The organism is Pseudomonas sp. THAF187a, assembly GCF_009363395.1.
GTDB lineage: Bacteria > Pseudomonadota > Gammaproteobacteria > Pseudomonadales > Pseudomonadaceae > Aquipseudomonas > Aquipseudomonas khazarica.
The window spans coordinates 2,786,936-2,800,256 of record NZ_CP045349.1; the positions used below are offsets into that span (position 1 = coordinate 2,786,936).

Annotated in this window: 11 protein-coding genes; 9 read left to right on the top strand and 2 right to left on the bottom strand. The window is 64.7% G+C overall.

Annotation, left to right across the window (positions count from 1 at the left end; all coding sequences use genetic code 11):
• The first annotated feature begins 79 nt into the window (after positions 1-79).
• Positions 80-889, top strand: a complete 810-nt coding sequence (locus tag FIV02_RS13015) for an AraC family transcriptional regulator (protein ID WP_371923155.1) — start codon at positions 80-82, stop codon at positions 887-889.
• 65 nt (positions 890-954) lie between these two features.
• On the top strand, positions 955-1,341 hold the full coding sequence (locus tag FIV02_RS13020; protein WP_037047959.1) for a cupin domain-containing protein: 387 nt from the start codon (positions 955-957) through the stop codon (positions 1,339-1,341).
• A 51-nt stretch (positions 1,342-1,392) separates the two neighbouring features.
• Here the strand turns inward: FIV02_RS13020 and FIV02_RS13025 are convergent, their stop codons facing one another.
• Entirely contained in the window at positions 1,393-2,142 is a 750-nt protein-coding gene (locus tag FIV02_RS13025) for an ABC transporter substrate-binding protein (RefSeq protein WP_172979151.1), read from the bottom strand.
• Positions 2,143-2,336: 194 nt separating this feature from the next.
• Here FIV02_RS13025 and FIV02_RS13030 point away from each other — a divergent pair, with 194 nt between their 5' ends.
• On the top strand, positions 2,337-2,774 hold the full coding sequence (locus tag FIV02_RS13030) for a MerR family transcriptional regulator (RefSeq protein WP_152488842.1): 438 nt from the start codon (positions 2,337-2,339) through the stop codon (positions 2,772-2,774).
• Positions 2,775-2,862: 88 nt separating this feature from the next.
• Here FIV02_RS13030 and FIV02_RS13035 read toward each other — a convergent pair whose 3' ends face one another.
• Complete coding sequence (locus FIV02_RS13035; protein WP_152488843.1) at positions 2,863-3,888, bottom strand: acetoacetate decarboxylase (ADC); 1,026 nt, start codon at positions 3,886-3,888, stop codon at positions 2,863-2,865.
• A 220-nt stretch (positions 3,889-4,108) separates the two neighbouring features.
• Between FIV02_RS13035 and FIV02_RS13040 the strand changes: the two genes are divergently transcribed.
• The 6 genes from FIV02_RS13040 (at position 4,109) to FIV02_RS13055 (ending at position 13,319) form a co-directional block, all read left to right on the top strand.
• On the top strand, positions 4,109-5,374 hold the full coding sequence (locus tag FIV02_RS13040) for an NADH:flavin oxidoreductase/NADH oxidase family protein (RefSeq protein ID WP_152488844.1): 1,266 nt from the start codon (positions 4,109-4,111) through the stop codon (positions 5,372-5,374).
• A 30-nt stretch (positions 5,375-5,404) separates the two neighbouring features.
• Positions 5,405-5,467 (top strand): hypothetical protein, encoded by a 63-nt coding sequence (locus FIV02_RS25110; RefSeq protein ID WP_306085267.1) that lies wholly within the window; start codon positions 5,405-5,407, stop codon positions 5,465-5,467.
• 176 nt (positions 5,468-5,643) lie between these two features.
• Positions 5,644-5,817 (top strand): hypothetical protein, encoded by a 174-nt coding sequence (locus FIV02_RS24825; RefSeq protein ID WP_167494343.1) that lies wholly within the window; start codon positions 5,644-5,646, stop codon positions 5,815-5,817.
• A gap of 379 nt (positions 5,818-6,196) precedes the next feature.
• On the top strand, positions 6,197-7,897 hold the full coding sequence (locus tag FIV02_RS13045) for a bifunctional diguanylate cyclase/phosphodiesterase (RefSeq protein WP_152488845.1): 1,701 nt from the start codon (positions 6,197-6,199) through the stop codon (positions 7,895-7,897).
• 63 nt (positions 7,898-7,960) lie between these two features.
• Complete coding sequence (locus tag FIV02_RS13050) at positions 7,961-12,361, top strand: CHASE domain-containing protein (protein ID WP_152490123.1); 4,401 nt, start codon at positions 7,961-7,963, stop codon at positions 12,359-12,361.
• Position 12,362: 1 nt separating this feature from the next.
• Positions 12,363-13,319 (top strand): diguanylate cyclase domain-containing protein, encoded by a 957-nt coding sequence (locus FIV02_RS13055; protein ID WP_256662955.1) that lies wholly within the window; start codon positions 12,363-12,365, stop codon positions 13,317-13,319.
• Positions 13,320-13,321 lie beyond the last annotated feature (2 nt).

Here is a 13,321-nt window from a genome sequence, read left to right on the forward strand (position 1 = left end):
CGGATCGCCTTCTCGCACGCCATTGCCTTAACATGTGGCGGGTCAACCGCCATCGCATCGATGGCCAGGAGTCTCTTCCGTGAGTCGACGCAGTGCTGAACGTGACTGGGTACGGCATAGCCAGATGCCGGGAAGGATCGAGCGCATCGAGGCGTATTTCAGCGGCCACGGCTACGATCCGCACCGCCACGACACCTACGCCATCGGCCGCACGCTGTCCGGCGTGCAGAGCTTTCGCTATCGCCGCGCCATGCGCCACAGCCTGCCTGGCGGCACGCTGGTGCTGCACCCCGACGAGGTGCACGACGGCATGGCCGGCACCGACGAAGGCTTTCGCTACCGCATGCTCTACATCGACCCGGTGCTGATCCAGCAGGTGCTCGGTGGTCGGCCTCTGCCCTTCATCGCCGGCGGCCTCTCCGACGACATCCGCCTGCGCCACGCCAGCGAGTCCTTCCTGCAGACCATGGACCATGCGTTCGAAACGCTGGAGGAAGACGACGCCATCTATGACCTGGCCCACGCGCTGCAAGCCGTGGCCGGCCAGCGTCGCGGCCGCCGCGCCTTCGACTACGTCGCAGCGGAGCGCGCCCGTGCCTACATCCATGCCCACCTCGACACGAACATCGCCCTGGACGACCTGGAACACGCCAGCGGCCGGGATCGCTGGAGCCTGTCACGGGACTTCCGCGCCCTGTTCGGTACCAGCCCCTACCGCTACGTCACCCTGCGCCGCCTCGACCATTGCCGCGCGCTGATGCATGCCGGCGTGGCACTGGCCGATGCCGCACTGATCGCCGGCTTCTTCGACCAGAGCCACATGACACGCCACTTCATCCGCGCCTTCGGCCTGTCACCGGCACGCTGGCTCGGCATGCTCAAGCTGTAGGATCGTACAAGAAGCCTCCGCGGCGCCTCGCTAGGCTGGTGACAACCAGAACGAGGAGCCCCCGCATGACCCAGCAATCCCCTACCCCGGCCACCCAAGCGATCAACCTGCAGCAGAAGCTGGCGCTGATCGACGAGCACTGGTCGCCCAGAGTGGTCGCCGAGATGAACGACTACCAGTTCAAGGTGGTCCGCATCGAAGGTGACTTCATCTGGCACTCGCATGCCGACACCGACGAAGCCTTCTTCGTCCTCGAAGGCCAGCTGCGCATCGACTTTCGCGATGGCCACGTGCTGCTGCAAGCCGGCGAACTCTACGTGGTGCCCCGCGGCGTCGAGCACAAGCCCTACGCCGCGCAGGAGGTGAAGATGATGCTCATCGAACCCCGTGGCGTGCTCAACACCGGCGAAGAAGGTGGCGAGCGCACGGCGCAGAACGATCGCTGGATCTGAAGCGAGCCCACCACCCCGCGCAGAGCCCCTGGCTGGCTCTGCGCCCTGGCTCTAGCGCCCCGGCATCTGCTCGTAGCGCCTCTGGATGCGTGCGAGTTCTCCCGACAGGCGCAGCTGCTCCAGGGCGTTGGCCCAGGCGCTGACCAGGGCATCGTCGCTGTCCCGGCTGAACGCGATGTACAACGACGAGCGATACAGCTCGACGGGTATCTGCCGCAGCGCATCGGTGGCGATGTTCAGTTGCCGGCAGTAGTACGCCACGCCGGCATCGGTGTCCCCCGCTATCACCTCGGTGCGGCCCGCCAGCAGCATGCGGTAGAGCTGATAGCTCTCGGCCGCACTCTTGTCCAGGTTGGTGAACCCCAGCGACTGCAACACATCGGGAACCAGGCCGGCATGCCGGGTGGTGACACGTGGCGCCTGCAGCAGTTGCTCCAGGGTGTCTATCGGCTGTGCCGTATCGGCCCGTTGATAGGGATGGATGGACTCTTCGAGGATAGGCCCCACCCACTTGTACAGCGGCTCGCGCTCGCGGGTGCGAAACAGCGAATACATGATCGTGTGCGGTTGGCTCTGCAGCGTGCGCGTGGTGCGCATACTGGGCAGCAGGGCGATCTCGAAGTCATCACCGGTCAACGCCATGATCGCCCGCACGATCTCCGTGGCCATGCCCGTGAGCCGGCCATTTTCCCGATAGTTGTAGGGTGCCCACTCTTCGGTGATCACTCGATACGCATCCGCACGGGCCAGCGGGCTCAGGAGCAGACACAACAGGGCTGCGGTGAGTATCGAACGCTTCAAATGGTCTGCCTGGTGAAAAAGTTGTCGCGAGCCGGAGACTTGCCGGATTGAAAAGTCAGACAAGCATAGACGCGAAGCATTGCACCCTGCCGGGCACATTTCGCCAAACCTGCATGCGCCCGAGGTCGCTCATGGCCAAACCTGAAGGTTAAAGTTAGGCTTAATCGACGACCTTTCAGAGTGGCGGGACAGAGATGAAGATTGGTGAACTGGCGACGCGCACGGGGCTTGCAGCCTCGCGTATCCGCTTCTACGAGAGCATCGGCCTGCTCAAGCTGGTGGAGCGTCAGGCGAACGGCTATCGCAGCTACCCGGAAGAAGCCGTGCTGGTGCTCAACCTGATCACCACCGCCCAGCAGGCCGGCTTCAGCCTCGACGAGCTGCGCAGCCTGCTGCCGCAGGACCTGTCGCAATGGGAGCATGGCAAGCTGCTCGACACCCTGCAGGGCAAGGTCCGCGACATCGAAGCGCTGGAGCAGCGGCTCGCTCAGAGCAAGACGCACCTGCTCGCGCTGATCCATGAGATCGAGAGCAAACCCGGTGACCTGGACTGCGCAGCCAACGCCAAGCGGGTGCTGTCGAAGATGAATCTGGGGGAGATGAACGCGCCGGGCAAACGTGTGAAGAGGTAGGTAGGCAGCCGACTCGCCAGCGCGGCCTGTGCTGACGAGCCGGCCACCCCCTACACCCGGCAGAACGGCCGCTACCGACGGCGCCTGATCACTCCTGGGCGAGCATTCGCGCCAGCGGCTCAGGTGCATAGAGCGCGCTCTGGAAGTCCGGCACGTACTCGTACTTCAGCATCCTGCCCAGCTGCAACGACTGAATGTAGGCCGACAGGCTGCCCTGGCTGAGCGTCAGTTTCACTGCCGCCGCATCCGAGCTGGAGGCATGGCTCAGCTGCCGGGAAACCGCATAGCCGTAAGCCAGCTCGCCGTCGTGACCGATATTGGTGAAGCTGTTGGTCACCAGCTCCGGCTCGCTGGAGGGCGCGTCGAGCTTCTGCGCTTCGAAGACCACGTCCGGCTGGCCGGTCGCACTGTCGGCAATTTCGAAGATCAGGCTCTTGTCGGTCTCGCGATAGTCGATGGGCGTCAGCCACTTCGGCAGGTTGTAGCCGACCACCCCGCGTACCCGCGCCAGTTCGGTGTTGACCGGCAGCTTGAGCACATAGCCCCAGAAGTCCCTGGACATCGCCTGGCCGGCCAGGCTGATGGGCCCCAGGCTGGAATGCCCGGGCTTGCTGGTGACGATGGACAGCGCAACCTCGTTGTAGCTGTCGTTATCGCAGTAGTGATAGGCGTAGGCGGTGAACGCCACCAGCCCCCTGCCCGGCCAGACCTGCAACGGCTGCACCTGTGCCAGCACCTCGGCCGGCATCAGCTCGCGCAAGCGCTGCAGATCGGCGGTGAACACCGCCGTCACGCGGCTGTTGCGGTAGTAGAAATTGGGCGAGTAGGACTCGAAGCCGATGTCCACCCGGGTTTTCTCCAGCCCGCGAAACCAGCTGAGGTCGACATCTGGCGCCTCGGCCGCGATGACCGACAGCGGCGGGTTGGAGTGAAAGCGATCGTAGAGCCCGCCCGCCACCACCGGCACGGTGTGCCCGGCGATGTCGACCGTAGCGCTGGGCACGCTGGCATCCTGCGCCCACAGGGGCATGGCGACGGCATGGAGAACCATCCCCGTCAGCAGCGCAATGCGCTGGCGTTTCAGGCGTTGTGTAAGCTCGGCAAACTGCTTCATCGTCGTTATCCGCGTTGAGGAATCGATAAGTCCCCTGCCATCGGAGCGGTCTCCGGGGCAGACGCGGCAACCCTAAGGTTAAACAGAACTTTAAGGTCAAGCGGCTCGAAGGCTGTTTTTTCAGGGTTGCAAAAATACTGTTCCGGGATGAAATGGGCCATTGACATTAAAGTGAACTTTAAAGTTAAGGTCACCTCACGCTCAGCCGAGGATGCCCCCCATGAATCTGTTCGACAGTCTCACCCTGCCCAATGGCTCGACCCTTCCCAACCGCATCGCCAAGGCGGCGATGGAAGAAAACATGGCGGACGCCGACCACGCGCCGTCCGAACCGCTGCTGCGCCTGTATGAGGCCTGGGCAGAGGGCGGCAGCGGCCTGCTGATCAGCGGCAACGTGATGGTCGACAGGCGCGCCATGACCGGGCCGGGCGGCGTGGTGCTGGAGGATGAGCAGCAGTTGGCCCGTTTCCAGCGCTGGGCCCGCATTGGCCGCGCCAAGGGGGCGCAGTTCTGGCTGCAGATCAATCACCCTGGCCGGCAGATGCAGGCCAACCTGGGCCAAGCGACCTGGGCGCCGTCGGCGGTGCCGCTGGAACTGGGCAACCTGTCGAAGCGCTTCGCCACGCCACAGGCGATGACCGAGGCGATGATCGAGGACGTGATCGAGCGCTTCGCCCGCACCGCGCGCCTGGCTGAACAGGCGGGTTTCACCGGGGTGGAAGTTCACGCCGCCCATGGCTACCTGCTCAACCAGTTCCTGTCGCCCCTGACCAACCAGCGCAGCGACCAGTGGGGCGGCTCGCTGGAAAACCGCGCACGCCTGCTGCTGGAGATCGTCAAGGCAGTGCGCGGCGTGGTCTCACCCGGCTTCGCCGTGGCGGTCAAGCTCAACTCGGCGGACTTCCAGCGCGGCGGCTTCAGTGCCGACGACGCACAGCAAGTGGTGCGCCTGCTCAACGAGCTGGATGTGGACCTGGTCGAACTGTCCGGCGGCAGCTACGAGGCCCCGGCCATGCAGGGCCAGGCGCGCGATGGGCGCACCCTGGCGCGTGAGGCCTACTTCCTCGAATTCGCCCGCGAGATTCGCGCGGTGGCGCGCATGCCGATCATGGTCACCGGCGGCATCCGTCGCGCACCGATCGCCCAGGACGTGCTGGCCAGTGGCATCGAGATGGTCGGCATCGGCACCGCGCTGGCCATCGAGCCGAACCTGCCGCGCGACTGGCAACGCGGCCTGAGCAGCGCCCCGCAACTGCCGCCGATCACCTGGAAGAACAAGGTGCTGGCCTCGCTGGCGAACATGGCAGTGGTGAAATACCAGCTGCACAAGCTCAGCCAGGGCCGGGACAGCCAGCCCGGCGTGTCGCCGCTGTGGGCGCTGCTGACGCAGCAGGTGAAGGACATCTTCCGGACTCGCCAGTACCGGCGCTGGATGACGCAGCGCGCAGCAGGCCGGGATCAGAACGTCAGCACTTCGCCATTCTGAGGTATCAGCAGCGCGACCAATCTGCGGCGCCTGTTCAAGGCGCTGACCGGCTTGACGCCCGCGCAATATCGCCAGCAATACGGGCGTGCCTGACCCCGCATGCCACGGCCACGCGCCGGCGCCGAGTGCCCCACGACAACGAAAAGTCCATTTCGCTCGTTGCATGGGTGCAACAGTCCTTTGCCAGATCGACGGTTTAATTAGCTTGCTAACGAAGCGTATAAACGGAATGCGACATTTCGCCGCATCCGTATTTCGAGGAGACAAGCATGAACGTGATCGTGCACGAGCGTGACAGCGAACATCTTTCCCGTGAAGCCCGCGCCATGGGAGCCGTGGTCTGGGATGTGATCCAGAATGGAGAGCTGGTCGGTATCTTCCCCTCGCAGGACGAAGCCGATGCCTACCGCAGATCGCTGGAAGAGGCACAGCCACAAGGATGATCCGAGACTGCTGCCGTTTTCGTGAAAAACGGCGGCAGCCTTCCCGCTTCGCAGCGCCCTTGTCGGCCCTGAACCGACACCTCGGGCCCTACCGCGCCAGGTAACAGCCACCCACGGCACGACCGCCCATCCGATTTCCGCCCCCAGCGCAGCCCTCTTGTCCGGGCGCGTCGCCCCTCGCCAAAACCTGGCCAATCCGACGCCAAACGCCCTGAATCTCGCAGTTGCCACGCAGCAGCCAATCCGCCGCGGCACCGCCAGCGTCGGGCCCTCCCTGCACCGGCTGACTATCTGCCATGAACCACGGCGCAAACGGCCTGCACATGTCATGAACTGGTCTAGTCTCACCCTCAGGAAAGCGGAGTTCCGGAGCTATGGCATGTCTGAAAACAGGTTCGACCCATCTCCCGTCATTCTCATCGTCGATGACCAGTCCAGCGACCTGCAGATCCTGCAAGCGGCGGTCAACGAGTTGGCACAGGTGCATATCGCCCATGATGGGCGCATGGCGCTGGAGATCGCACGGTTCTGTCGGCCAGACGTGATCCTGCTGGATATCGAGATGCCCGGCATGAGCGGTTTCGAGCTGTGCCGCCTGATCAAGGCCGACGCCAAGCTCTGCGATGCCGCCATCCTGTTCGTCACCGCACACACCCAGACGGAGAATGAAGTGGCGGCGCTGGAGCAAGGCGCCATCGACTTCATCCAGAAACCGCTGAGCATTCCCGTGGTGCGCGCCCATGTCCGTGCGCACCTCAACCTGCGGACGGAAGCCAAGCGGCTGGCCTACTTCGATGCGCTGACCAACCTGCCCAATCGCATGCTGCTGCGTGACCGCGCCGAGCAGATGCTGCAGAAAGCGCGGCGCAGCGGCAGCCGTCTTGCACTGCTGTTGCTGGATCTGGACAACTTCAAGGGCATCAACGACACCCTGGGCCACTCGACGGGCGACCTGATTCTCAAGGAGGTCAGCGCACGCCTGACCGAGGTATCACGCAACCTCGACACCGTCAGCCGCCAGGGCGGTGATGAGTTCGTCATCCTGGTGACCGATATCCAGCGCTCGGAGGTGATCAGCGACTACGTGGAGCGTTTGCTGGAAGTCATCGCGATGCCGATGAACATCGCCGGCAGTCGCTTCGACCTGTCCGCCTGCATCGGCGTGAGCGTGTTCCCGGATGACGGCGACGACCTCGAATCCCTCTATCGCCAGGCCGATGCCGCGATGTATCAGGCCAAGCAGGAGGGTCGCAACCGCTATCGCTTCTTCTCCCAGAGCATCGAGAGCGATGCCAGAGCCCGCCACCTGCTCGAAAGCCACATGCGCAGCGCGCTGGAGTCGGGGGTCTTCGAAGTCTTCTACCAGCTTCGCTTCGATGTCAGCCGTCAGCAGAGTTGCGGCATGGAGGCGCTGATCCGCTGGCGCCGAGCCGACGGCGAACTGGTCTCCCCTGCCGAGTTCATCCCGCTGGCGGAAGAAACCGGCCTGATCGTACCGATGGGCAAGCAGGTCCTCCACCAGGCCTGCCACGACGCCAAGCTGCTGCTCGACCAGGGCAAGCGCCTGTGCGTCGGGGTCAACATCTCGGTGGTGCAGTTCCGCGAGGAGTCCTTCCTCGACATGATCAAGGAGGTGCTCAACGACACCGGCCTGCCAGCGGAACTGCTGGAACTGGAGATCACCGAAGGGGTGCTGGCGCGCGATATGGACCAGACCCGAGCCCTGCTCGACGAGCTCAAGCACATGGGCGTGCGCATCGCCATCGACGACTTCGGCACCGGCTATTCGAGCCTGTCCTACCTCAAGCGCCTGCCGATCGATGTGCTGAAAATCGATCAGAGTTTCGTGCGCGACATGCTGACGGATCGTAGCGATGCTGCGATCATCGAGGCCATCGTACGCATGGGCCAGGCACTGGACCTGGAGCTGGTCGCCGAGGGCGTGGAGTGCAGCGAACAGTCGCAGCAACTGCTCGCACTGGGCTGCAAGTTGATGCAGGGCTATTTCTACTGCCGCCCCATGCCCTTCGAGCAACTGCGCAAGAGCCTGGATCTGCTGCCGGCACTCGAACGCAACTGATCACCTCGCAGAAAAGAAGAAACCACATTGAGACTGATCGTCCTGCTGACTTTCGCAACGGGCATGGCCGCTACCGCGCTGGTGGCCGGTTGGGTGCATCAGGCCAACGAAAAACAGGCCCGGGATGAACTCGCCAAAGCCACGGAGCGCGCCGCAGATGTCGTTACCAAGCGCATCGAGCTCTATCAGTACGGCCTGCGCGGGGCGCGCGGAGCCGTGCTGGCCAGCGGTGACGGCGGCATCACCCGCAAGCGCTTCCTCAGCTACAGCAAGACGCGCGACGTCGACCGCGAGTTTCCCGGCGCCCGTGGTTTCGGCTTCATCCGGCGGGTGCCGGCAGCGGAACAGGAGCGCTTCATCGCCCAGGCCCGTGCCGACGACAGGCCCGGTTTCGAGATTCGCCAGCTGACGCCACACGATGGCGAGCGCTTCATCATCCAGTACATCGAGCCGGTCGAGCAGAATCTCCCCGCCGTCGGCCTGGACATCGCCTCGGAAAACAACCGCCGCAGCGCAGCGCTCGCCGCACTGACCAGCGGCGAGGTGCGTATCACCGGGCCCATCACCCTGGTGCAGGCGACCGGCAATCCCCTGCAATCCTTCCTTATCCTGCTGCCGATCTATCGCGGTGCCGTCACCCCGGACAGCGTCGAGGAGCGCATGGCCAAGGGCATCGGCTGGAGCTACGCCCCGCTGCTGACCGAAGAGGTCCTGCAAGGCCTGAAACTGAGCAACGACGGCTTGCAGTTGCAACTGAGCGACGTCACCGACGCCGCGCATGTCGTCGATTTCTACGCCAGCGAAGCCAGCGACGATGCCCCCGTCATTGCTCGGCATGCGGTATCACGGCATATCTACGGGCGCGACTGGCAGGTTGAACTGCTGGCCCACCCCGGTTTCGTCGCCAGGTTGCACCAGGCCTCGCCGCGCCTGGTGATGCTGGTCGGCAGCCTGGTCAGCCTGCTGCTGGCGACCCTCGCCGGCGTGCTGCTGGTCAATCGCCAGCGCCATCGGCAGATCCTTGCCGAACAGGCACGCTCCGCCGCCATCGTGGAAAGCTCCAGCGACGGCATCATCGGTCAGTCACTCGATGGCACGGTGATCAGCTGGAACCACGGCGCAGAACGGATCTTCGGCTACACCGCGCAGGAGGCCATCGGCCATACGCTGATCGAACTGATCGTGCCCGAAGCCCTTTTTCAGGAAGAACGAAGCATCCTCGCCAACGTTGCGGCCAGCAAGCCGATCGGCAACTTCGATACGCAGCGGCATCGCAAGGACGGCAGCCTGGTAGACGTTTCCGCTTCGATCTCCCCGCTGATCGATGCCAGTGGCGTATTGACCGGCCTGTCGAAGACCGTGCGCGACATCTCGGCGCAGAAAGCCGCCGAGGCACGCATTCTCGAACTCAACGCCAGCCTCGAAGAACAGGTGGGCAAGCGCACCCAGGAGCTGCGCGAACTCAACCTGCTGCTGAACAACGTACTGGAGTCGGCCTCCGAGGTGTCGATCATCGCCACCGACCTGGAAGGCACCATCCGCGTGTTCAATCGCGGCGCGGAACGCCTGCTGGGCTACAGCGCCGAGGAGATGATCGGCAAGCAGAAGCCGGCGGTGTTCCACCTGCCCGAAGAGGTGGAGGCGCGCAGCCGCGAGCTGAGCGAGGAATACGGCCAGCCGATCAGCGGTTTTCGCGTCTTCGTGCACAAGTCGGAGCTGGAGGGCGCGGAGAGCCGCGAGTGGTCCTATATCCGCAAGGACGGTTCCAGGCTTGCCGTGACGCTGATGGTGACCGCCATGCGCGACACCAGCGGACAGCTGACCGGCTACCTGGGCATCGCGCTCGACCTGTCCGAAGAACAGCGGCTGCGCCGCGAAGCGCTCGCCGCGCGAGACCAGATGGCCATGGCGGCCGAGGTGGCCGAGCTGGGCATCTGGTCCTGGACCCCGGGCGATGGCCAGCTGCAGTGGAACGAGCGGATGTTCGAGCTCTACGACTACCCACTGTCGCAGCGCGAGCAAGGCCTCAGCTACGGGCACTGGCAGGCACGCATCCACCCGGAGGATCGCGCCGCCGTGGAGGCCAGCCTGCAGGAGGCCCTCGCCCGGGTTTCGACCTTCGACGTGGTGTTCCGCATCGTCAGGCCCGATGGCCAGGTGTTGCATATCCAGGCCGGCGCCAACGTCGAGTACGACGCCATGGGCCGGCCGGCGAAGGTGACGGGTATCAACCGCGACATCACCGCCCAGCTGCAGCTCGAATCACACCTGCGCCGCGCCAAGGAGCAGGCCGATGCGGCGAGCGCGGCGAAAAGCGCCTTCCTGGCCAACATGAGCCACGAGATTCGCACGCCCATGAATGCCGTACTGGGTATGCTGCAGCTGGTTCAGGCGACCGAGCTCAACCCGCGCCAGCTCGACTACATCCTCAAGGCCCAGGGAGCGGCTCACTCGCTGCTGGGCCTGCTCAACGACATTCTCGATTACTCGAAGATCGAGGCCGGCAAGCTGCAGCTGGACCTCCACGACTTCGAGCTGGAGCCCATGCTCAGCGACCTGGCGGTGGTACTGGCCGGCAATCAGGGCGACAAGGACATCGAGGTGATGTTCGATGTCGACACCTCGCTGCCGGACGTGCTCTGCGGCGACAGCCTGCGCCTGCAGCAGGTGCTGATCAACCTGTCCGGCAATGCGCTGAAGTTCACCGAATCCGGCCAGGTGGTCGTCAGCCTGCATCAGGTGGCGTGTTCGCCGCACCAGGTGCGCCTGCGGATCGCCGTCAGCGACACCGGCATCGGCATCAGCGAGGCGCAGCTGCAGCGTATCTTCGACGGCTTCACCCAGGCCGAGGCATCGACCACCCGGCGCTACGGCGGCACAGGGCTGGGCCTGGTGATCTGCAAGCGCCTGGTGGAATTGATGGGCGGCGAGCTGCAGGTGGAGAGCCGCCAGGGTGAAGGCAGCCGCTTCTGGTTCGAGATCGAGCTTGGCATCGGCGCGCAGGCGAATCTGCTGGCCGAGCCGGCAGACCGGTCGGAGAGCCTGCGCCTGCTGATCGTCGATGACAACGCGCTGGCCCGGCAATTGTTGCAGCAGACGGCGCACAGCCTGGGCTGGCTGGCCGACACTGCGGTCGGCGGCCAGGAGGCGCTGGACCAGGTGCAGCGGGCCGAGCCGCCCTACGACATCGTGCTGATGGACTGGCGCATGCCGGGGATGGACGGCCTGGAAGCGGCCCAACGCCTGCGGGCACAGGGGCAGAACGAGCGCACACCGCCCACGGTGATCATGATCACCGCCCATGGCCGCGAGGTCCTGGCCGATCGCTACAGCGAGGCCGACGCCCCGTTCGCCGGCTTCCTCACCAAACCGGTGACCCCACGCCAGCTGATCGCCAGCATCCTCAGCGCACGTCACGGCGACAGTCGCGCCCTGCCCGTTCCGGGCTACAAGCTGGGCCAGCGCCTGCAGGGCCTGCGCCTGCTGGTGGTCGAGGACAACGCCCTCAACCGTCAGGTGGCGCGCGAACTGCTGATCGGCGAAGGTGCCGAGGTCAGCCTGGCGGAAGGTGGTCTGCAGGGCGTCGAACTGGCGCTGGGCAGCGAACCGCCATTCGACGCCATTCTCATGGACATCCAGATGCCCGATATCGACGGGCTGGAAGCGACACGGCGCATCCGCCAGCAGTCGGGTCAGCCGACGCAACCCATCATCGCCATGACCGCCAACGCGTCGAACAGCGACCGCGACTCCTGCCTCGCGGCCGGGATGAACGACCATGTGGGCAAGCCCATCGACATCGAAAAGCTGGTCGCCGTGATCCGCACCTGGTGCGGCCTCGACGACGCTGCCGCGAGCGACCCGCAGCCGCCGGGCAAAGTGGAAGGTGCCGAAGCCATCCTCAAGCGCTTCGGCGGCAACCTGAACCTGCTGCGCTCGATGCTGGTCCTGCTCCCGGACGAACTGAACAAGCAGCTGACGCAACTGGAGGCGCACCGGCAGGCACGTGATCTGCCGGCCATGCTCAAGGACTTGCATACCCTCAAGGGCACTTCCGGCACCATGGGCGCCATGGAGCTGTCCGCCCGATTCGCCGAGCTGGAACGGCGTTTCGCCCAGACCCCGGACAGCGCCTATGGCGACGATGACTGGCTGAGCGAGCTCAAGCAGTCGCTGCAGGAGAGTCACGCCCGTCTGCAGGCGATGTTCGCCATCCCCACAGAGCCGGCCAGCCCTGCACCGCCTGCGACCACTGGATTGTGGACGCAGGAGGTGGAAGCGCTTAAGGTACAACTTGATACGGGCAACCTTGCAGCGCTGGAGACCGTGCAGGCACTCGCTGCCCATGCACCGCAACATCTCGACAGCCTGTTCGATGCGCTGCGTCAGGCCGTGACCTCCCTTGACTTCGAGCGAGCCAAGCGATTGCTTCAAGATTTACAGCACTCTGCCATAGGGGATTGATTTGGAGCGCCTGAAACCATTTTTCCATGGACGCCCAAAACTGCTGGTGGTCGATGACCAGCCAATCAACATCCGGGTTCTGCACGAGCTGTTTCGTCCCGAGTGCGATGTCTTCATGGCCACCCATGGCGAACAGGCACTGACCATCAGCCGTGAACTGCGCCCTGACCTGATCCTGCTCGACGTGGTCATGCCCGGCATGGACGGCTACGAAGTCTGTCGGCGCCTCAAGGCCAACCCCGAAACCAGCGAGATCCCGATCATCTTCGTCACCGGCAAGAGCCATGAGGACGATGAAGCCACGGGCTTCGAGCTCGGCGCGGTGGATTACATCCGCAAGCCCTTCAACGCGCTGGTGGTCCGCGCTCGCGTGATCAACCACCTGCGCCTGAAACTGCAGAGCGACTACCTGCGTCAGATGGCCCTGATCGACGGCCTGACCAGCATTCTCAACCGCCGTGGCTTCGACGAGCGCTTCGACGCGGCCAGAGCGCAGGCCCAGCGCGAGCAGAAGCCGCTGTCGCTGCTGATGATCGATGTCGACTACTTCAAGCGCTACAACGACCAGTACGGGCACCTGCGCGGCGACCAGTGCCTGCGTGACGTCGCCCAGGCGCTGGCCAACACCCTGAACCGTCCCTATGACCTCGTCGCGCGCTTCGGCGGCGAGGAATTCGCCGCCCTGCTGCCGGATACCGACGAAGCCGGCGCGCGCCAGGTAGCCGAACGCCTGCAGGAAGCCATCAAGCGCCTGGCCATCGAACACCGCAGTTCGGACGTGGCCACGGTCCTGACCCTGTCCATCGGCAGCGCGACCCTGCCGCCGAACGCTGGCGCCAGCGTGGAGCAGCACCTGAACTGGGCCGACGAGCAGCTGTACAGGGCCAAGGCCGAGGGACGCGATCGCATCTGCGGCCAGACCTACACTTCGCCCGTGAGAATGAGCAGCGAGGCCTGACA